The organism is Demequina capsici, assembly GCF_032102965.1.
Taxonomy (GTDB): domain Bacteria; phylum Actinomycetota; class Actinomycetes; order Actinomycetales; family Demequinaceae; genus Demequina; species Demequina capsici.
The window spans coordinates 1,363,927-1,384,318 of record NZ_CP134880.1; the positions used below are offsets into that span (position 1 = coordinate 1,363,927).

Annotated in this window: 19 protein-coding genes; all 19 read left to right on the forward strand. The window is 66.3% G+C overall.

Annotated features, from left to right (window positions below; genetic code table 11):
* Nucleotides 1–4 precede the first annotated feature (4 nt).
* Nucleotides 5–847 (forward strand): shikimate dehydrogenase, encoded by an 843-nt coding sequence (locus RN607_RS06565; RefSeq protein ID WP_313545177.1) that lies wholly within the window; start codon nucleotides 5–7, stop codon nucleotides 845–847.
* 96 nt (nucleotides 848–943) lie between these two features.
* Nucleotides 944–2,599 carry a GspE/PulE family protein gene (locus RN607_RS06570; RefSeq protein ID WP_313501206.1) on the forward strand — a complete coding sequence of 552 codons (1,656 nt, stop codon included), beginning with the start codon at nucleotides 944–946 and terminating at the stop codon, nucleotides 2,597–2,599.
* A 147-nt stretch (nucleotides 2,600–2,746) separates the two neighbouring features.
* Nucleotides 2,747–4,324 (forward strand): PilT/PilU family type 4a pilus ATPase, encoded by a 1,578-nt coding sequence (locus RN607_RS06575; RefSeq protein WP_313545180.1) that lies wholly within the window; start codon nucleotides 2,747–2,749, stop codon nucleotides 4,322–4,324.
* Nucleotides 4,325–4,341: 17 nt separating this feature from the next.
* Nucleotides 4,342–5,571, forward strand: coding sequence for a type II secretion system F family protein (locus RN607_RS06580; RefSeq protein WP_313545182.1), 1,230 nt, complete (start codon nucleotides 4,342–4,344; stop codon nucleotides 5,569–5,571).
* Nucleotides 5,572–5,696: 125 nt separating this feature from the next.
* Complete coding sequence (locus tag RN607_RS06585; RefSeq protein WP_313545184.1) at nucleotides 5,697–6,164, forward strand: type II secretion system protein; 468 nt, start codon at nucleotides 5,697–5,699, stop codon at nucleotides 6,162–6,164.
* Nucleotides 6,165–6,280: 116 nt separating this feature from the next.
* A complete protein-coding gene (locus RN607_RS06590; protein ID WP_313545186.1) occupies nucleotides 6,281–8,239 on the forward strand; it encodes a type IV pilus modification PilV family protein in 1,959 nt (652 codons plus the stop codon).
* Nucleotides 8,240–8,270: 31 nt separating this feature from the next.
* The gene (locus tag RN607_RS06595; RefSeq protein ID WP_313545188.1) at nucleotides 8,271–8,915 is read left to right on the forward strand and encodes a PulJ/GspJ family protein; all 645 of its coding nucleotides are present in this window, start codon (nucleotides 8,271–8,273) and stop codon (nucleotides 8,913–8,915) included.
* 22 nt (nucleotides 8,916–8,937) lie between these two features.
* Nucleotides 8,938–10,575 (forward strand): hypothetical protein, encoded by a 1,638-nt coding sequence (locus RN607_RS06600; protein ID WP_313545190.1) that lies wholly within the window; start codon nucleotides 8,938–8,940, stop codon nucleotides 10,573–10,575.
* A gap of 9 nt (nucleotides 10,576–10,584) precedes the next feature.
* On the forward strand, nucleotides 10,585–11,352 hold the full coding sequence (locus RN607_RS06605) for a prepilin peptidase (RefSeq protein WP_313545400.1): 768 nt from the start codon (nucleotides 10,585–10,587) through the stop codon (nucleotides 11,350–11,352).
* Nucleotides 11,353–11,464: 112 nt separating this feature from the next.
* Nucleotides 11,465–12,526 carry a type IV pilus assembly protein PilM gene (gene pilM, locus RN607_RS06610; protein ID WP_313545192.1) on the forward strand — a complete coding sequence of 354 codons (1,062 nt, stop codon included), beginning with the start codon at nucleotides 11,465–11,467 and terminating at the stop codon, nucleotides 12,524–12,526.
* Nucleotides 12,523–13,281, forward strand: coding sequence for a PilN family protein (locus RN607_RS06615; RefSeq protein ID WP_313545194.1), 759 nt, complete (start codon nucleotides 12,523–12,525; stop codon nucleotides 13,279–13,281). The genes pilM and RN607_RS06615 overlap by 4 nt, the downstream gene beginning before the upstream one ends.
* Before the next feature lies 1 nt (nucleotide 13,282).
* On the forward strand, nucleotides 13,283–13,990 hold the full coding sequence (locus RN607_RS06620) for a hypothetical protein (RefSeq protein ID WP_313545196.1): 708 nt from the start codon (nucleotides 13,283–13,285) through the stop codon (nucleotides 13,988–13,990).
* Between the two features lie 84 nt (nucleotides 13,991–14,074).
* Entirely contained in the window at nucleotides 14,075–15,259 is a 1,185-nt protein-coding gene (aroC, locus tag RN607_RS06625; RefSeq protein ID WP_313545402.1) for a chorismate synthase, read from the forward strand.
* On the forward strand, nucleotides 15,259–15,783 hold the full coding sequence (locus RN607_RS06630; RefSeq protein ID WP_313545198.1) for a shikimate kinase: 525 nt from the start codon (nucleotides 15,259–15,261) through the stop codon (nucleotides 15,781–15,783). The genes aroC and RN607_RS06630 overlap by 1 nt, the downstream gene beginning before the upstream one ends.
* Nucleotides 15,780–16,868 (forward strand): 3-dehydroquinate synthase, encoded by a 1,089-nt coding sequence (aroB, locus tag RN607_RS06635; RefSeq protein WP_313545200.1) that lies wholly within the window; start codon nucleotides 15,780–15,782, stop codon nucleotides 16,866–16,868. Before RN607_RS06630 ends, aroB begins: the two co-directional genes overlap by 4 nt.
* 21 nt (nucleotides 16,869–16,889) lie before the next feature.
* Entirely contained in the window at nucleotides 16,890–17,333 is a 444-nt protein-coding gene (locus RN607_RS06640) for a type II 3-dehydroquinate dehydratase (RefSeq protein WP_313545202.1), read from the forward strand.
* 66 nt (nucleotides 17,334–17,399) lie between these two features.
* Nucleotides 17,400–17,963, forward strand: coding sequence for an elongation factor P (gene efp / locus RN607_RS06645; protein ID WP_313501241.1), 564 nt, complete (start codon nucleotides 17,400–17,402; stop codon nucleotides 17,961–17,963).
* 215 nt (nucleotides 17,964–18,178) lie between these two features.
* A complete protein-coding gene (locus tag RN607_RS06650) occupies nucleotides 18,179–19,831 on the forward strand; it encodes a glycosyltransferase family protein (protein ID WP_313545203.1) in 1,653 nt (550 codons plus the stop codon).
* An 80-nt stretch (nucleotides 19,832–19,911) separates the two neighbouring features.
* Nucleotides 19,912–20,379 carry a transcription antitermination factor NusB gene (gene nusB, locus RN607_RS06655; RefSeq protein WP_313501247.1) on the forward strand — a complete coding sequence of 156 codons (468 nt, stop codon included), beginning with the start codon at nucleotides 19,912–19,914 and terminating at the stop codon, nucleotides 20,377–20,379.
* Nucleotides 20,380–20,392: the final 13 nt, after the last annotated feature.

Genomic DNA, 20,392 nt, shown 5'->3' on the forward strand with positions numbered 1-20,392 from the left:
TCGCGTGACGGGTCAGGTGCGCCGCGCCGGCGTGCTCGGTCATCCGATCTCGCATTCGTTGTCGCCGGTGCTGCATCGTGCCGCCTATCGTGCGCTCGGGCTCGACTGGGAGTACGACGCGTATGACGTGACCGAGGAGCAGCTGCCCGACTTCGTGCGCGGACTCGGCATTGAGTGGGCGGGACTGTCGTTGACGATGCCGCTGAAGGTGGCGGCCATGCCCCTCATGGACTTCATCGAGCCCATGGCCAAGCTGGTGGGGGCCCTCAACACCGTGGTGGTGCAGCATGTCGGGAGCACCCGACACCTGATCGGTGCGAACACCGATGTGCACGGGATCGTCGCAGCCTTGCGTGAGGCGGGAATCGAGAGGGCAGAGTCCGCGGTCGTGATCGGTGCCGGTGCCACGGCGACATCCACGCTGGCGGCTCTGGGGCAGCTCGGCTGCACGGCGCCTGTGGTCGCTGCGCGCAGCCGTGCGCGGGCGGGCGGTCTGGTGCGCGCCGCGTCCCGCATGGGTGTCTCGCCGAGCCTGGTGCCCTTGGGTGAACCGCAGGCGGACGCCGCGCTCGGCGAGAGGCTGTCGCATGCGGATGTGGTGGTGTCCACCATTCCCGCATCCGCGGGCGCTGCTCTCGCGCCGTCGCTGCTCGACGCGTCGGGAGTGCTGCTCGACGTGGTGTACGACCCTCCGGTGACCCCTCTCGCCGCTGGCTGGATCAAGGCCGGCGGCACGTTCGTCGGTGGTCAAAGAATGCTTCTTCATCAGGCATCCGAACAGGTTCGGTTGATAACCGGACAAAAGGGACCAATTGCCGCAATGGATGCGGCTTTGTCCCAAGTGTGATTATTCCGACTCTGTTGTTCCCGGCATTCTGTGCCGATGCTAAATTCGCAGGGCGATACGCCTTCGTGTGCATCTGAGGGGCAGTAGGGAGTCACAGTGAAGCAGCTCGGGTCGATCCTCCTTGAGGAGGGCATCCTGACCGAGGACCAGCTGATGGACGCGATCGACGCCCAGCAGCAGCGGGGTCAGTCCCTGGGACGCACCTTGGTCGAGCTCGGGATGATCACGGAGGCCCAGCTGGTCCGGGCCCTCGCAAGTCAGGTCGGCATGCAGTTCGTCGAGCTCGCGGACTACCAGGTGGACCGGAGCGCGGTCGCGCTCGTGTCCGCACAGGTGTGCCGACGACATGTGGCGCTTCCGATCGGATTCGAGGACGGTCAGCTCAAGCTGGCGATGTCCAACCCGGGCAACGTGGTGGCCGTCGACGACTTCCAGACGTTGACCAACATGAAGATCCTCCCGGTCGTCGCCACGCACGACGACCTGCAGCAGGCGATCGACAGGTACTGCCGCGCGGACCACGAGCTCGAGGACCTCCAGGGCTCCATGGAGGAGGAGGTCGTCGAGGACCTCTCCGACATGTCGGCGGTCATCGAGGACGACGCTCCGATCGTCCGCTTCGTGAACCTCCTGATCACGCAGGCCATCCAGGACCGCGCCTCCGACATCCACATCGAGCCGGGAGAGAAGGACCTGAGGGTCCGCTACCGCATCGATGGCGTGCTGCACGAGATGCAGCGTGCGGCCAAGTCGATCCAGAACGGCGTCATCTCCCGTCTGAAGATCATGGCGGACATGGACATCGCCGAGCGTCGCAAGCCTCAGGACGGCCGCCTCTCGGTGACTCACCAGGGGCAGAAGATCGACCTCCGTGTCGCCGCGCTGCCCACGGTGTGGGGCGAGAAGATCGTCATGCGCGTGCTCGACAACTCGACCGCGGCCATGGAGCTCGCGGACCTGGGCATCCGCGAGCACAACTATGAGATCTTCGCGGCGTCGTTCACCAAGCCCTACGGCATGATCCTCGTCACCGGTCCCACGGGTTCCGGCAAGTCGACCACCCTGTACGCGACGCTCAACCAGATCTCGCGGCCCGAGATCAATGTGATCACGGTCGAGGACCCGGTGGAGTACCGCATCGAGGGCATCAACCAGGTGCAGGTGAACGTCAAGGCCGGCCTGACCTTCGCAGGCGCACTGCGCTCCATCCTGCGAGCCGACCCGGACGTGGTCCTGCTCGGTGAGATCCGCGACCACGAGACGGCGCAGATCGCGATCGAGGCCGCCCTCACCGGTCACCTGGTGCTCTCGACGCTGCACACCAACGACGCGCCGTCGGCGATCACACGCTTGATCGAGATGGACATCGAGCCCTTCCTCGTTGGTTCCGCAGTGGACTGCGTGGTCGCCCAGCGACTCGCACGCCGCGTCTGCCAGAAGTGCTGCCAGCCTTACACGCCGCTGCCTGCCGAGATCGCGCGGTTCGGGTGGGAAGGCCCGCAGCCGCCGTCGCTCGTCAAGGCCGTGGGCTGCAACTCGTGCTCGAACACGGGCTACCGCGGTCGTGTGGCGCTTCACGAGATCATGCCCGTGAACGAGGAGATCGAGCGCCTTGCGGTGGAACGTGCATCGTCGGCATCGATCCAGCGGGCGGCTGAGGCCGCAGGGATGCAGACCTTGATCCAGGACGGCTGGGCCAAGGCCCAGGACGGCCTGACGACTGTCGAGGAGCTGCTGCGTGTGGTCAAGTGATGGGCCGGACGCCTACTATGACGGTGCGTGCTCCGCGTTCACGGCGCCATTCCTTGTGAAGATGGGCAATGGTGCCGATATCCACCACGGAGTTTCGTTGCAGGACGTTCAAGGTCGTGCTGAGGGGAAGTGCCGATGACGTCGTTCATGCCTGAGAATGTCCCGGGCCAGGGTCAGTCCGTGCCTGGGGCTCCCGCGTACGCGCCCCAGCCAGGCGCGGTCCCGCAGGGTCACTTCGACCCGGTGGTGCCGGGGCAGCCGCAGCCCCAGGCCGCGTACCAGGCGCCGAGCGCGCCGACGGGCCAGCCCGTGTTCGCGCCGACGCCCGCCGCGCCCGCGGTGCCCGTCGCGCAGCCCGTGGTGCAGCGTCAGCCGCTCATGCCGCAGAGCCAGCCTTCTGCATCCATGCCGCCGGTGCCCGGTCAGGTGCCCGGCGGCTACGTCCCCGCGGGACAGCCCGTGGCGCAGCCGCAGCAGCCGGCGTTGCCGCCGCAGGCGCCTCAGGCGCCCCAGGCCGGATCGGCGCCGCAGGCGGGACTCGCGAAGCCCTCGATGGTGAAGCACTCGGCTCAGCCCGGCCCCGCGCGCGTCGGCATGAGCAATGAGGTGCGCGGCGATGACCTGGACCTGGGCACCGCCCTGCGTGCGCTCCTCAAGGCGGGCGGTTCCGACCTGCACCTGACAGTGGGAGCGCCTCCGACCATCCGCGTCGACGGGGGGCTTACCCCGCTCGAGGGCTACGGCAAGCTCGGCGGAGACGAGCTGCAGCGCGTCATCTATGCGATCCTCACCCAGAAGCAGCGTGAGGACTTCGAGACGGAGCTGGAGCTCGACCTGGCTTACTCGCTGGTGGGGGAGTCTCGCTTCCGCGTCAACGTGTACATGCAGCGCGAGTCGATCGGCGCGGCCTTCCGCGTGATCCCGTACGAGATTCTACCGCTGGAGACGCTCGGCATCCCGCAGGTGGTGGGCACCTTCGCGGGTCTGCCTCGCGGGCTTGTGCTCGTCACGGGACCCACGGGATCGGGCAAGTCGACGACGCTCGCGTCGGTGATCGACATGGCGAACCGGTCGCGCGCGGACCACATCATGACGGTCGAGGACCCGATCGAGTTCCTCCACAAGCACAAGAAGTCGCTGGTGAACCAGCGCGAGGTGGGTACGGACACGTGGTCGTTCGCGAATGCGCTCAAGCACGTGCTGCGCCAGGACCCGGACATCATCCTGGTCGGCGAGATGCGCGACCTCGAGACCATCTCTGTGGCCCTGACGGCTGCGGAGACGGGCCACCTGGTGTTCGGCACCCTGCACACGCAGGATGCGGCGCAGACCATCGACCGAGTGATCGACGTCTTCCCCGCGCACCAGCAGGACCAGATCAGGGTGCAGCTCGCGACCGCGCTTCAGGGCGTGGTCTGCCAGACGCTGTGCAAGCGGGCCGACGGCCCCGGCCGTGCCGTGGCCACCGAGGTGATGGTCGCGACGTCGGCTATCCGCAACCTGATCCGTGAGGGCAAGACGCACCAGATCTACTCGTCCATGCAGGCGGGCCAGAAGCAGGGCATGCACACCATGGACCAGCATCTGGCGAACCTCGTGAAGGCGGGCAAGATCTCCTACGAGACCGGCCTGGAGAAGTGCCACCACACCGAGGAGTTCAACCGCCTGAGCGGTCGTGCCGGCGGCACGACCCAGGGCGCCACGCTCGCCGGCGGATCGATGTGACGGGGGAGCGCTGACCGATGGCAACGCAGACGCAGACGTACGAGTACCAGATCCGTGACGCGGCGGGGAAGGTGCAGACGGGCAAGATCGAGGCGGTGAGCGAGGCGGCGGTGTCCGCACGCCTCAAGTCGATGGGCATGGCGCCCATCTCGATCAAGGCCGAGAAGACGGGCGGGCTCAACACCGAGCTCAAGATCCCGGGGCTCTCCGATCGGATCAGCCTGAAGGACATCGCGGTGATGGCGCGCCAGCTCGCGACCATGATCCAGGCCGGTCTGTCGCTGCTGCGCGCCATGACCATCCTGTCCGAGCAGACCGAGAACCAGGCGCTCGTGAAGGTGATCCGCGAGGTCCGCACGGACATCGAGACAGGCAACTCGCTCTCCGCATCTCTGGGCAAGCACCCCGAGGTCTTCCCGCCGCTGATGATCAACATGGTGCGCGCCGGTGAGGTCGGAGGCTTCCTGGACGACGTCCTGGTGTCCATCGCGGAGAACTTCGAGTCCTCGGTGAAGCTGCGCGGCAAGATCAAGTCGGCCATGACGTACCCGATCGTCGTGTTCGCCATCGCGGTGCTCGCGGTGATCGGCATGCTGCTCTTCATCGTGCCGGTGTTCGCGAAGATGTACACCGACCTGGGCGGCACGCTTCCCGCGCTGACGCAGTTCCTGGTGAACATGTCCACGGCGTTGAAGTACGGGTTCGTGCCCCTGGTGATCGGCATCGTCGTGCTGGTCGTGTGGTGGAACCGGAACAAGAACAACCGGAAGTTCCGCGAGGTGGTGGAGCCGCTGTACCTGAAGGCCCCCGTGTTCGGCAGCCTGGTGCAGAAGATCGCCATCGCGCGCTTCACCCGCAACTTCGGCGCGATGATCAAGGCCGGCGTGCCCATCCTCCAAGCCCTCGACATCGTGGGTGAGGCCTCGGGCAACGTGGTGATCGAGGATGCCTCCAAGGCGGTCAAGGAATCGGTGCGCACAGGCAACTCGCTGGCAGCGCCCTTGACGCAGCACCCGGTGTTCCCGCCGATGGTCGTGCAGATGATCGCAGTGGGTGAGGACACGGGTGCCCTGGACGAGATGCTGGCAAAGGTGGCGGATTTCTACGATCAAGAGGTGGAATCCACCACAGAGGCATTGACGTCGCTTATCGAACCGCTCATGATTGCGGTGCTGGGCGGAATTGTCGGATTCATGGTGATCGCGCTCTACCTGCCGATCTTCGGTGTGTTCGACCTGATCAGCTAGTTCAAGAGAATAGGCTCGTCCGCGGTTGAGGGATTGCATTCTGATCGCTCTTCCGGGACGTTAAATCCGCGGTCCGCCGCGGGGTTCATATTGAAAACAATGCACATAGAAATGGGGGAGCACGCATGATCGCGCGCATCCGCAAGTCCATCGAGAACAAGGACCAGGGCTTCACCCTGATCGAGCTCCTCGTCGTCATGATCATCATCGGCATCCTGGCGGCCATCGCCATCCCGATCTTCCTGAACCAGCGCAAGAAGGCCGAGGACTCGGCAGCCAAGGCTGACGTGTCGACCCTCGGCAAGGAGGTCGCAACGTGGTGGGTTGACGGTACCGTCGCCCCGACCATCGCGGTGAACGCCAATGGTTCGTACATGATCGGCACCGCTGGCGACATGACAACGGTCGGCCAGGCATCGAACAACGTCGTCTTCGATGGCATCTCGACGCTTCCCGCCGGCGGGACCATGACCGGCACCAACTGGTGCGTCGCAGTCCACAACGACTCGGGAGACAAGACGACCGCTGCCTCTGGCGGCGCCTCGTACTCGGCCGCCGGTGGCCTCCAGATCGGCGCCGACGCAGCCTGCTAAGCAGGTTCGCATCTGGCAAGACTGAAGTGATCCGTGGGGCGGCATACTCGATGTCGCCCCACGGATCCGGGCCGTGAATCGGCCGAAGATGGATCACCAGACTGAGGGGAGAGACCGTGTTGCAGGCGTTGACTGCGCGACGGCGCGAGCTGAGTGAGCGAGACGATGGCTTCTCGCTCATTGAGCTCATCGTCGCGATGGTGATCATCGCCATCATCCTGGTGTTCCTGATCGGCGCTCAGTTGTCAGCGATGCGCACCGTCTCGGATGCGCGCAAGCGCGAGCAGGCCACGGCATTCGCGAACGAGGCCATGGAGCAGATGCGTGCCATCCCCTGGGCGGTGCTCGCAGGCGGCCTGGACACGAACTTCAACTCGGGCGGCTCGAACAATACCTCGAGCGACACCCCGGATGTCTCTGGCACCACGCTCCAGGTCGACGGCCAGTCCCGGCAGATCCGCACTTCGACGCATGTGTTCGCAAGTACAGACCCGACCGTCACGCTGGACCCGCTGTGGACTCCAATCTTCGTCACCACGGACGGTTCGAACGTCCAAACGCGCACCGATCCTTCCGTTGCCGGCACGGTCTTCACTGTCAAGGCCTACGTGCTTGAGCCGACCGTCCTCGACAGCTCGATCGTGTCGCTTGCGGCTGTGGTGGAGTGGTTGGACACCAGGGGTCACTGGCAGCAGACCGTGATGTGGTCGGAGGCTTTCCGCGGCGATGCGTGCAACAGCGCGCAAGAGTCAGTGCAGCCGTACCTGACAGGGTGCGAGGCCTACTACTCGTCCGAGTCGTCGTCGGGCACCTACTCCAGCTCCGTCGACGCTGAGGTCGTCGACCCCCTCACCACGACGCACTCACGCACCAACCTGCTCTACCCGACGTCCAACATCTTCTATTCACTCTTCGTGAAGAGCGCCTCCACCTCATCGATCCTCGAGAGCCAACAGGTGACGAACACCACCGCGTACCTTCAATACGGTTCATCAAGCGTCGACGACAACGTGGACTCGACTCAGGTTGGAGACATGGGTTGGCTCAACGGCGGCACCGCCTATCAGCTGTCTGCGTCAAACGACGTGGTATCGCCAACGCCGGCTGATCCGTCGGCGGTCACCGTCTCGTCCACGGACGTCTTGGAGTCCGAGCGTTCGTTGACGGCGTCGGGTGCCCTCGTGTCGTTCCGCGCAATGTCGGACAAGGGGCGGTCGGGTTCGCTGGACGCTGCCATGACCACAGGCTGCCTGGCGGGCATACCAGCCGACTCGGGCTGCAGCGTCGCCAAGCTCACCAACAACAGCACCATTCAGAACGGCTCGACGTACCTGATGATGACCGTCAACGGCACCGACTTCCGGCTGTCGCGCAGGCTCTCGGAGTCGTCCCCGAACGTTGATCAGGCATGGACGGCGCGCTTCCCGACCGCGCCAGCGAGCACTGGCGGTCTGGGATGCGCCGCCACCACTGACTCGGGGTGCGTGTCTGCGGGCGCGTCGCGCACGTCGGCGGACATCTCGGTCGGGAAGGTGCTTAGCGGCAACTGGACACGGATAGTCGGCGGTGTGCCCGATCCCGCGTCCTCCGCAGCGCACGACGGTCTGTTCGAGGTCACCGGCACGCCGGGGCAGTGCAGCGACTACACGGAGAGCGTGCTCGCCGAGCGCGGAGTCAGCCAGCCCAATGCCACCCCGCAGGCGTCCCGCTGCGGCACGCTGAGTTGGTGGACAGGTGACGGTCCGAACAGCGGCTATTCGAGCGTGAGCTTCGACGAGAACACGGACTTGAGTGACCTCGCCACGCAGAGCATCGAGCCCGTGATGTGGACGAGCGGCATCTACACCGTAAGCGCTACCGGGGGCTTCACTATCAGCGCGGCCCACCCGAGCGGGACGAGTTCCGACCCGACCTGCGTGCTCGAGGCTTGCACCGGCACCATCGATGGCGGCACGATCTCCATCGTCGTGACCTACACGATCACCGATGGCGTGACGACCTACAACGTGACATCCACCACCGTCCTGGGTGGGATGCGCGCCTCCGCGACCTACCTGGAGCCGAGCGATGCGTAGATACCGCAGACCCGGCCCGGTTGACGCCGGCATGACGCTGACCGAGCTGCTCGTGTCAATGCTGATCTTCGGGATCCTCATGGGCATCGTCTTCTCGGTGCTCATCTCGATCACCTATCTCTCCAAGGACACGTTGGCGCAGACACGCGCCATCGAGGAGGCGCGCTTGGGCGTGTCACAGATCGACAGGCAAATCCGCTCGGGAAACGTCATCTTGGATCCTGCCAGCGAGGACGAGAACACGTCGGGCGTGAAGGCGTATTTCTCCATGCGAATCAACACGCAGGAAAACGGCAAGGACATGTGCGTCCAGTGGCGCGTCATCGACGCCGACGGTGATGGGTTCGGCGACCTCCAGTTCCGTTCGTGGGAGCCGGGGAACACCGGCGGTGCCACCGACTGGGGCGTAGTCGCGCGCAATCTCGTCGAGATGGATGTCAACCCGGTGTCCTCGGCGGACATCGATCCGACCGATCCGACCACGTGGCCGCCGTTCTGGGTCGATGACAGCAATACCGGTACGACGACGGCGCAGTTCGTTCGTGTGACTCTCCGGCTCAAGGATCCATCGGCCAGAGAGTCCGCGAAAGCTGTCTCGGTGTCAACTGTCGTGACCGGCCGCAACAGCGTGATCGGATATCCCGAGTCCAAGTGCCAGGCCTACCCGGCGCCCTAGAGAGATGCAGCAGGAGCAGACGATGAGAGAGCACCAGCACTACGGCCCAGTCGATCGCGGCAGCGCGCTCGTCGCGGCCGTGGGCGTCGCGATCATCGGCATGATGCTTGTGGCCGTGGTCGTTACCCAGGCGGTGGTCGTGACGAACGACTCCCAGCGCGATCGTGTGCGTACCACCGAGGTTCACTCTGCTGAGGCCGCGGTGGACGCGACGCTCGCGTCGCTTCGCACGGGCGCGGTGTGCTCACAGACTTACACGTACGGCGCGGGCACCACCGCGACGACGGTCAACGTGACCCTGAAGTACTACGACGACACGACCGAGCTCACCTGCACCAATGGTGCCCTCACCGGTGCTTCCGGCGCCGTCGCCGCCACGAAGGCGGTTGTCACGGCTACATCGGATCCTGTTGCTCCGGGCGTGGGCGTCCAGCCCGAACGAATCGTCGAGGCGACGGTGAACCTGCAGGCCATCGCGACCTCGATCCCCGGTGCCGCACTGTTCAGCGGCGGCACGATCAACCCGGGCGGCGGCTACAACGTGAGCGCAGCGGCGGACTCCGAGGCCGCGGCAGTCTGGCAGGACTCGGGCGACTGGCTCTGCAACCCGAACAACACCAGCATCGACGGTTCCGTCTTCGTCCCCAACGGCAGCGCGACGTTCCAGAGCCAGGGCTGCTACGTCACCGGCAACGTGTATGCGAAGACGTTCATCCAGGCCCAGGTGAAGGCAGCCAACGGCGGCTATCACATCGGCGGCAACGCTGTCGCGTTCAGCGGCAACCTGATCCTCAACAACCCGATCACCATCAAGGGCAACCTGGCGGTGGGCGGCAACGTGCCGCTCGGTACCGTGCAGTGGACCGGCTCATCGATCAGCGGCACCATCTGCTCTGCGAACACCACCGTGTGCCCGGGCCTCGAGTACTACACCCCGGTAGGGCTTCCTGAGATCGACTACTACCCGGTCGACTGGACGGGCTGGACCCCCTCGAACAAGGCCGGATTCGCGACGCAGGTGGAGAACGCCTGGTACCCGACGTTCACCAAGTCGTGGCAGAACACCAACCTTGCGACTGATCTGGGTAATTGCACGGTCCCGGCGAACATGTCCGACGCGATAGTCAACTTCCCGAGCAACAAGTCGAACACCAAGACCGTCTACGACATGCGTGACTGCGCGCTCAAGATCCAGAGCCACTCGGGTAACACATACTTCACCATGAACCTCTGGGCCGACACGGTGCTCTTCGTCAAGTCCTTGGACGTGACCAACGGTCTCGTGGTCCAGTCCGGCGACGGGAAGGAGCACCAGTTCGCGATCATCGTCGCCGACGGTGGTACCCAGAACAACGGCGTCGCAGAGTGCACCACTCGCTCGTCGACGGGATACACACCGGGCAACATCTCGCTGAGCTCCGCGGCGATCACGGTTGCTCCTGAGATCACCATCTTCATGTACTCGCCATGCACCATCGGGTTCCAGAACAAGTCGACCAGCTACGGCCAAGTCTACGGCGGCACGGTGACCGTGGGTCAGACCGGTACGGAGTTCATCTACAAGGCCGTGGATCTTCCGGGAGTCGAGCTGCAGATCGATCAGTCGTCCGCGTCGTCCGGCTACTACGTGCAGATCGCCAGCAAGCGCGAGATGCGCTGACGCGTGGGAATGTTCATCGTCGCGGTCCTCGGACTGCTGTGGGGGTCCTTCACGAACGTGCTCATCGCACGTGTGCCGCAGGGCATGAAGTGGGCGAACGACACGAGCCGCTGCCCTCGCTGCGGGGCTGACATCAAGTGGTACGACAACGTCCCGCTCGTCTCCTACGTGGTGCTTCGCGGACGCTGCCGTTCCTGCAAGGAGCGAATCTCGCTCAGATACCCCCTGGTGGAGGCGCTCGTCGCCGCTCTCTGGGTCGCCGTCTACCTGATGTGGGGCATCTCCGTCACCTCGCTGGTCTTCGCATATCTGGCGGTGATCTCGGTGGCGCTGGTCTTCATCGACCTCGATGTGCGACGGCTGCCGTTCTCGATCGTGCTGCCCAGCTACGGCGTCGTCGCCGTCCTGCTCGCGATCGCGCTCCTGCTCGGGGAGGGTGGGGCCTGGTGGATGCCGCTCGCGGGCATGGGCGTGCTCGGTGGGTTCTACGGGCTTCTCTGGGTGGTCTATCCGGCAGGGATGGGCCTTGGCGATGTCGTGGCAGCGGGCCTGCTGGGCCTTGCAGCCGGATTCCTGGGGTGGCCCGTCCTGGCGGTGGCCGCGATCGCGGGGCCGCTCCTGGGCGGGATCGTCGTCGCGGTGGGCGTGCTCTCGGGCCGTCTGGGGAGAAAGACCGCGGTGCCTTACGGACCCATGCTCATCACCGGAGCGTGGATTGGATTCCTCGCTGGCGAAGCCATTTCGAATGCATATCTGGGAATGCTCGGGGTCGTGTAAGACAAACAGGGGGAAACGGGCGAGTCCCGTGAATGGGAGAAATCTCACGCAAGACTTGAGGGCGGCGAAGCTGCTGCCGATATTCTGGTAGCAATTCTTGGGAAGGAGCACCGTGGCGACACGTGCGATTGGCGTCGATATCGGAACGACGCAGGTGAGGGTGGCCGAGCTCGAGCTGTCCGGGAAGGGCCCCGGCGGTGGCGGACGCGCGTCATTGGTGAACTTCGCGTCGGCTCCGCTGCCTGCGGGCGTGGTCGGCGACGGCGAGGTGCTCGATGCAGGCGCTCTGGCGGCAGTGCTCAAGAACCTCTGGGCCGGCGCCAAGTTCTCGGAGAAGAAGGTCATCGTGGGGTTCGGCAATCAGCGGACCGTCCTGCGTGAGCTCGACCTGCCGGCGATGACGATGAAGGACCTCCGTTCCTCGCTGCCGTTCCAGGTGTCGGATCTGCTCCCGATGCCCGTGGACGACGCTCTCCTGGACTTCTACCCGACGGCGGAGGTCGAAGAGGACGGTGTCAAGCAGCTTCGGGGTATCCTCGTGGCGGCGAACAAGAACGCGGTCGCGAACACCGTGGCCGCCATCGAGGCTGCAGGCCTGCAGCCGGTGGCAGTGGATCTCACGTCGCTCGCGCTCATCCGCGCGCTCGTGTTCGGCGAGTGGGCGCAGCAGGTGGTGGCGCTCGTCGACGTCGGCGCACGCACCACGGAGGTGGTGGTGGTGCAGAACGGGATGCCTCGCTTCATCCGCGTGATCCCGTCCGGAGGCGCCGAGGCCACCGATGCCGTGATGAGCGCGATGAAGGTCTCCGCTACCGACGCCGAGGGCATCAAGCGTGCGACCGGCATGGGCAACGAGGTCGCCCCGGAGCTTCAGCCTGCGAAGGACGCGATCGGCAACTCCACCAGGACGTTGGTGGACGGCATCCGCAACACGTTCGTGTACTACGCCGGCAACAACCCGGGTGCCCCGATCCAGCGCATCCTCATCACCGGTGGCGGCTCACACCTGGCCGGCTTCGGCCAGTACCTCGCGAGCGCGTGCCGGCTCCCGGTGAGCTTCGGAGACGGCTTCTCCAGGGTCGCGGTGGGCGGCAAGCTCGCGCAGACGGTCAACGGTCAGCAGACGCTCGCGGCGGTCGCGGTGGGCCTGGGCATGATGGAGGTCGAGTCGTGAACCCGGTTCCCGCGTCAGTGAAGGCGCCCACGCTCCCTCAGGTCAACCTGATCCCACCGGAGGTAGGTCAGCGGCGTGAGCGTGCGCGTGCCATGCGCGCCGCCATCGCGTTGGTGATCGGCTTCCTTCTTCTGCTCGCGGCAGGCGCCGTCGGTCTCAACATGCTGAAGGCGTCCGCGGAGAGCGATCTTGCCGATGCGCAGCAGAAGCAGTCGGACCTCAACACCCAGATCGCGCAGTACCAGTACGTCGCGGACCTGAAGACGGAGCTCAACGACGTCACCCAAGCACGACAGTTCGTCGGCGCGACCGACGTGGTCCGCGCGAAGGTGCTCGGCGACCTCATGGGCGCCATGCCCGAGGGGTCGTACCTCACGGACGCGGTCTTCGGTCTCACCACGTTCGACAGCGCCGCCGGCGCCTCGACCGACGCGTTCGCGCGCGCCGATGTCGGCCAGATCACCTTCACGGCGATCACCCCTGACCTCGTCACTGCCAACGACATCCAGTTGGGCCTTTCGGGCTATCCGGCGTTCTCGCAGGTGCGTGTCACCGAAGCCACGAACCTGGCAGTCGAGGGTGCCGCGGTGGAGGGCGAGCCCACCACCGGGTACCGCATCACTGGAACCATCCGGGTGACCTACGACGTCTACAGTGAGCGGTTCTCGGACGCCTGGTTCGGCGACGACAGCACGCCGGGGCTGGCGGACCAGTACACAGGTCTGCTTCAGGCAGCACAGGGAATGAGGGGTTGACGTGAGGCGCTCGAACACCGACATTACGATCGGCACGCTCTTCATCGCGCTCTTGCTTGCCATCGGCGCGTGGTTCCTCATCTTCTCTCCGGCGTTGGACGCGCGCGCGTTCGCCATCGAGCAAACGTCGGCGACCAACGATCAGAACGAGCTTCTACAGACCCAACTCGACGGACTGCTCGCCGACTATGCGCGGCTCGACGAGATCAATGCGGATCTCGCGGCGGTGCGCGTCGACCTCCCGGTCCGCGAGGACCTGGAGTCGGTCCGCAGCACGATCAATGACACCGCCAACGCGTACGGGATCACGGTCGTCGATCTGAGCGCTTCGGCGCCGGCTGTCGTCGATCCTTCGCACCTGGTGCTGGCTGACGCCGCGGCGGCGGTGGGGAAGGAGTCGGTGGTTGACGGGCTCACCTTCACGTCGCTTGTCGCGACCCCCATGCAGCTCACGGTCGAAGGCGATTACGCGAAGGTCCTTGGCGCCCTGACCGACCTGCAGCTGGGCGACCACCGGTTCGTCTACGTGGCAACATCGCAGATCACTGAGACTGAGGTGGGCTCAGGGGTGTACGACGGCGTCTTCGGGTTGGACGTCTTCACCTACGTGACCGCTGACGTCGACCCCACGCTCCCTGAGTCGCTCGTGGACAGCACGGAGACGCCGTCGTCGGCGAACCCGTTCACCGGCACGGCTGGCACGGAGTAGCACCCGCTCGGATGCGGTGGTCGGCCCCGGGGAGTCACGCTCCCCGGGGCCGAGCCGCGTCCTGACCATGGAAGAATGACCACCATGCTGAGATGGCTCACCGCAGGCGAATCGCACGGACCCGCCCTCGTGGGCACGTTGGAGGGGCTCCCCTCCGGTGTCGAGGTCACCACCGCTGACGTGCAGTCGGCACTCGCGCGCAGGCGCCTGGGCTATGGACGCGGCGCGCGGATGGCCTTCGAGCAGGACCAGGTGACGTTCCTGGGCGGCGTCCGTCACGGCATGAGCCAGGGCGGTCCCGTCGCGATCATGGTGGGCAACACGGAGTGGCCCAAGTGGCAGACCGTCATGAGCGCCGACCCGGTGGACCCGGAGGAGCTCGGCGGCGCTCGCGCGGCGGCGCTCACGCGCCCGCGTCCCGGACACGCCGACCTGGTCGGCATGACCAAGTACGGCTTCGACGACGCCCGGCCTGTGCTGGAGCGCGCCTCGGCCCGCGAGACGGCCTCACGGGTCGCGCTGGGCGAGGTGGCCGAGCGGTTCCTCGCTCAGGCCGCAGGGATCCGGCTGGTGGCGCACACGGTGCAGGTGGGCCCGATCGCGGTCCCCGACGACGCGGTCCTTCCGCCCGCCGACGCGACGGAGGAGCTCGACGCCGATCCGATCCGCTGCTACGACGCAGAGACGTCCGCGCTCATGGTCGCCGAGATCGACGCCTGCCAGAAGGACGGCGACACGCTCGGCGGCGTGGTCGAGGTGGTGGCGTACGGCGTGCCCGTCGGGCTTGGGAGCCATGTCCACGGCGATCGTCGCCTCGACGCGAGGCTCGCCGGTGCGTTGATGGGGATCCAGGCGATCAAGGGCGTCGAGGTCGGCGACGGCTTCCGCACCGCCGCGCGGCGCGGCTCGCAGGCGCACGACGAGATCGAGTACCGTGACGGTGCCGTCACGCGGCGCACGAACCGCGCAGGCGGTCTCGAAGGCGGCATGACGAACGGCGAGCCTCTGCGGGTACGCGCGGCGATGAAGCCGATCAGCACCGTTCCCCGCGCGCTCGACACGATCGACACCGCCACGGGGGAGCCGGCCAAGGCGATCCACCAGCGCAGCGACGTCTGCGCGGTGGCTCCTGCCGCTGTCGTGGCGCAGGCGATGGTCGCGCTCACGCTCGCGGACGCCGTGCTGGAGAAGTTCGGCGGAGACTCGGTCGACGAGGTGCGGCGCAACATCGCGTCCTACGTCGCCGCGATCCCTGAGCACCTGCGGTGATGGCCGCCCCCCGCGTCGTCCTCATCGGACCCCCCGGAAGCGGCAAGTCCTCGGTCGGGAAGCGTCTGGCCTCCCTCCTTGAGGTGACGTGGCGCGACACGGACGACGACATCGCCACGACGGCAGGCAAGTCCATCCCCGACATCTTCCTCGAGGACGGCGAGCCCCGATTCCGCGAGCTCGAGGCACAAGCCGTGGCCGTAGCGCTCGCCGAGCACGACGGAGTCCTCTCGTTGGGCGGGGGAGCGGTGCTCGATCCACGCACCGAGGGGCTGCTGGCCACGTACGTCGCGCAGGGGGGCGAGGTGGTCTTCCTCGACGTCTCGCTGGCCAAGGCCGCCCCACGCGTAGGTCTCAACGCCGCCCGGCCCCTGCTCGCGGGCAATCCGCGTGCGCGCTGGCAGGAGCTCATGGCCGCCCGTCGTCCCGTCTACGAGCGCGTGGCGAGCAGACGCATCGACACCGATGCACTGACGCCTGCGCAGGCCGCCGCGTGGATCGCCGGCCTGGAGGCCGACGCATGAGCACCGTGGTGAACGTCGCCTCAGGCGCCCCGTACGACGTCACCGTGGGCTCCGGGCTGCTCGAGCGGGCCATCACGAGCCTTCCTCCTGGGTCCCGCAAGGCGCTGGTGGTGCACTCCGCTCCCATGCGGCAGGTGGCGGACATCCTCCGTGCACGCATCGAGGCGACCGGGCGTGAGGCCGTGCTGGCCGAGGTGCCCGACGCCGAGGCCGGCAAGACCGCCGAGGTCGCCGCGTTCTGCTGGCAGGTGCTTGGGCGTTCCGACTTCACCCGCTCGGATGTCGTGATCGGGCTCGGCGGAGGAGCGGTCACCGACCTGGCGGGCTTCGTCGCCGCCACGTGGACCCGCGGCATCGCTGTGGTGCAGATCCCCACCACGGTGCTCGCGATGGTCGATGCCGCTGTGGGCGGCAAGACCGGCATCAACACCGCCGAGGGCAAGAACCTCGTAGGCGCCTTCCACGAGCCTCATGCGGTCTGGTGCGATGTGGACATGCTCGCGACGCTGCCTGCCTACGACCGAGTCGCGGGGTTGGCCGAGGTGGTCAAGGGCGGCTTCATCCGTGACGGCGTGATCCTGGACCTGGTGGAGCAGCACGCCGACGCCCTTCGTGCGGATGTGCTGACGCCGGCCTCGCTCGAGGTGCTCGAGGAGCTCATCACCCGCAAGGTGCGCGTCAAGGCAGAGGTGGTCGCCGCAGATCTCAAGGAGTCGCACCTGCGGGAGATCCTCAACTACGGCCACACCTTCGGGCACGCGATCGAATACACCGAGCGCTACCGGTGGCGGCATGGCTCGGCCGTCAGCGTCGGCATGGTGTTCGCCGCGGAGCTTGCACGTCTGGCCGGGAGGCTCGATGACGCCGCTGTCGATCGGCATCGTTCGATCCTCACATCGCTCGGTCTGCCGGTGACCTACCCTGCAGGTCGCTGGGATGCGTTGCTCACCGCGATGCGGCGCGACAAGAAGACTCGCGGCGACCTGCTTCGCTTCGTGATCCTGCAGGGGATCGGCAACCCGGTGAGGCTCGAAGGTCCCGATCCCGCGCTGCTGCTCGGCGCGTACGACGCTGTCAGCGGCTGACACCCCCGCTAGCCTGGGCGCATGACGCGCGTCCTCATCGCCAACGGCCCCAACCTCGGACGGCTCGGCTCCCGGGAGCCCGAGAAGTACGGCAGCACCGCATACGCGGAGCTCGTGACCCTCGCGCACGAGTGGGGCGGCGAGCTCGCGCTGGACGTCGACGTGCGCCAGACCGATGACGAGTCCGAGCTGGTGGCCTGGATGCACGCCGCGGTCGACGAGGGCGTGCAGGTGGTGCTCAACCCAGCAGCGTTCACGCACTACTCGTACGCGCTGCGCGATGCGTGCGCGATGGTCACCGCAGCCGGCCTGCTGCTGGTCGAGGTGCACCTCACGAATCCGCATGCGCGAGAGGATTTCAGGCACACCTCGGTGATCTCAGGGGTGGCGACAGGCACCATCGCCGGGTTCGGCGTCGACTCCTACAGGCTGGCACTCAGCGCGATCGCCACGCGGCTGGGCTAGAATCGTCGGCGGCCCGTCGCGCCCTCGGAGCGCGATCATCAGACGCTCATACCGAAGGACAGACAAGTGGCGACCTCGAACGACATCAAGAACGGCTCCGTGCTCAACCTCGACGGCAACCTGTGGGCTGTCATCGAGTTCCAGCACGTCAAGCCGGGCAAGGGCGGCGCCTTCGTCCGGACCAAGATGAAGAACGTCCTCACCGGCAAGGTCGTCGACAAGACGTTCAACGCCGGAGCCAAGGTGGAGTTCGAGACGGTCGACCGCCGTTCCATGCAGTACCTCTACTTCGACGGCACGTCCTACGTGTTCATGGACCCCGACACCTTCGACCAGATCAACGTGACCGCAGAGGTCATGGGCGACGCGACCGACTACCTGCTGGAGAACGAGACCGCCACGATCGGCTCGAACAACGGCAACCCGATCTTCCTCGAGCTGCCTGCCTCGGTGGTGCTCGAGGTCACCTACACCGAGCCTGGCCTTCAGGGCGACCGTTCCTCGGGTGGCACCAAGCCCGCGACGCTCGAGACCGGCAAGGAGATCCAGGTGCCGCTCTTCCTCGAGGCCGGCGTCAAGGTCAAGGTCAACACCGGCACCGGCGAGTACCTGGGTCGCGTCAACGACTGATCGTCCTCTGACTTCGTCGCACCCGTTCCTCTCGCGCGAGGGGCGGGTGCTGTCGTTCGCGGCGTGGACGTCGTGAGGTGGACCGCACCGCTGATACGGTCCCGTGCATGACCGTCCTCTCTCCCGTGGACCACGCGCGTCGGCCCCGAACCAGGTGGTGGGGCCGCCGACCAGACTTCCACTGGAACCCGAGCCCGAAGCTGGCCGTCGCCGCAGTGGCGATCGCCATCCTCACCTACATTCTTGTCGCCTGGAACGCCCGGTATCCGGTCGTCGCCTTGGACGAGATCGTCATGGTCGGCAACTCGCGTGTGCTCGCGGGACTACCGGCCACCTGGCACCTGATCGGGGCGGGATTCATGCCGGGGCTCGCGGTGCTGATGGCACCCGCGTGGTGGCTCACGGACGACCCGGTGACGGTCTATCGCATGGGGATCGGGGTATCGGCAGTCATGGGCCTGCTGGCGATCTGGCCGTTGTCGCGCATCGCGATCAGGTTCGGTGCGAGCCGGAATCTGTCCGTGATCGTCGCAAGCCTCGTTGCGGTGGCCCCGGCACGGTCTCTGTTCGGCGACTTCCTCTTCGCGGAGCACTTGTACTTCTTGATGACCGTGTGCGTCATCCTGTCCGGCGCCCGACTTGCGGAACGACCCGACGTCGCGAGAGCTCTTGTCTTCGGAGTTGCTGTCGGAGGTGCGGTACTTGCTCATGGTCGCGGAGCGGGACTCGCGCTCGCTGGCGGCATCTGGTGTCTCACCTTGTTGCGCCGCGCTCGGTGGCATGCGGTGATCGCAGCGTCTACGGCACTGGTGCTCTCGTTCGGCGCCTTCTTGATGTATCGGTGGGTGACATCCCTGGTCATTCAGGACGATCCCAGAGTGTCGAGCACCTTCGGGCAGACCGCAGGCGCCACAATCCACTCTGTGGTCGCTGTCCTGATCGGTCAGACCTGGTACAGCGTTCTCGCGTGGGCGGGGACTTCCATCGTCGGCGCAATGTGGGTGGCTCGGCACCTGCGGGCGTCTCCGTTGGCGCGGCTCATCGGACTCGCCGTTGTCGCCTCGCTCGCGCTGTCGATCGTGCAGAGTGCCCCGTGGTCAGAGACGCCTCGCTTCGACCTATGGTTCTACGGTCGCTACAACGACAATCTGTGGGCGGTGCTCGCAACACTCGGCGTCGTCATTACGGTGAGGTTGAGATGGCCTCTCGTGTCCGTGCTCACGGTTGCCGTCGCAGCGGCGACGTCCGGTCTGATGCTTTGGGTGACTGCACCGTTGGTGGGAGCGACCGGTCGGTGGGCTGAGATGCATGTGCTCGGCGTGGCACCGTGGTTGAGCATCGACGACTTCCTCGAAGGGCGTCCACAGCCGTGGGTATCGATCATGGCATGGACGGTTGGCCTGACCTTCCTGACCGTGGTCACCGCCTGGTGGCGGGGGCTGGTCGTGCCAATGCTGTTGATCGGGGGCGCGGCGCTCTCGCTGTGGTACGACACCCTGCACATCGACATCATCCTCGCTCGCACGCAGAGCGCCGATGCGGCTACCCCCTTCGAACAGCTGCCCGACGGCGCTCAGGTGGCCTTCGATTCCGCGCTGCAGCAGCGGGTCAACATGTTGTACTTCCAGGCTGGTTCGCGACCGGTGGCCCTCTTGGACGTGGGGTCTGACCCTCTGCACGGCTATGACATCATCTTCTCGCGTCGGGTATCGCCTGCACTGGAGTCTGCAGGCGCCGAGGTCTTCGCACCGCTGTCGCAGGGCGTGACGGTCGCATGGGTGCTGCCGGGCAGGGTCTTCGACGAGCTAGAGAGATCGGGAGATCTGCTCACAGCTCAGGAGGTCGCGGGCAACCCGATCACCGACTGACCGCGTATCCTTGTGAGTCGCATCGCCGCCGCTCCCGAGGGCGGCTCGCAGATCTCTCACCTCCAGGAGGACACCCGCCCATGGCCGCCCGCACCAAGGCACGCAAGCGCGCGCTCGACATCCTCTTCGAGGCCGACCAGCGCGGTGCGAACGTCACCGAGGTGCTCGAGGCCCGCCTGGCGGACTCGGGCCGTGAGACGCCGCTCCCGCCGTATTCCGAGGAGCTCGTCAGGGGAGTGGTCTCCCGGTGGATCGAGATCTCCGCGCTGGTGCAGGAGGCATCCCCCGAGTGGGAGCTCACCCGCATGCCTGCCGTGGACAGGGCGCTGCTGCGCCTGGCCACGTGGGAGATCCTCTTCAACCCGTCCGTGCCCACCGCGGTGGCGATCGACGAGGCGCTCGAGCTGGCGACGGACCTGTCCACGGACGACTCGCCGCGTTTCATCAACGGCGTACTCGGACGCATCGCGCGTGAGGCGCCTGCGTTCCCGTCGGACGTGGCCCCCGAGGTCGACCTCGACGCCGAGGCCGCACCTTCCGCCGACTGAACCCCGTGCGGCG

Coding starts and splice junctions, on each gene's coding strand:
- RN607_RS06585 (WP_313545184.1), top strand. CDS start 5,697: ATGATCGCGCGCATCCGCAAGTCCATCGAGAACAAGGACCAGGGCTTC.
- RN607_RS06640 (WP_313545202.1), top strand. CDS start 16,890: ATGACGCGCGTCCTCATCGCCAACGGCCCCAACCTCGGACGGCTCGGC.
- aroB (WP_313545200.1), top strand. CDS start 15,780: ATGAGCACCGTGGTGAACGTCGCCTCAGGCGCCCCGTACGACGTCACC.
- RN607_RS06575 (WP_313545180.1), top strand. CDS start 2,747: ATGCCTGAGAATGTCCCGGGCCAGGGTCAGTCCGTGCCTGGGGCTCCC.
- RN607_RS06580 (WP_313545182.1), top strand. CDS start 4,342: ATGGCAACGCAGACGCAGACGTACGAGTACCAGATCCGTGACGCGGCG.
- RN607_RS06605 (WP_313545400.1), top strand. CDS start 10,585: ATGTTCATCGTCGCGGTCCTCGGACTGCTGTGGGGGTCCTTCACGAAC.
- nusB (WP_313501247.1), top strand. CDS start 19,912: ATGGCCGCCCGCACCAAGGCACGCAAGCGCGCGCTCGACATCCTCTTC.
- RN607_RS06630 (WP_313545198.1), top strand. CDS start 15,259: ATGGCCGCCCCCCGCGTCGTCCTCATCGGACCCCCCGGAAGCGGCAAG.
- RN607_RS06595 (WP_313545188.1), top strand. CDS start 8,271: ATGACGCTGACCGAGCTGCTCGTGTCAATGCTGATCTTCGGGATCCTC.
- RN607_RS06600 (WP_313545190.1), top strand. CDS start 8,938: ATGAGAGAGCACCAGCACTACGGCCCAGTCGATCGCGGCAGCGCGCTC.
- aroC (WP_313545402.1), top strand. CDS start 14,075: ATGCTGAGATGGCTCACCGCAGGCGAATCGCACGGACCCGCCCTCGTG.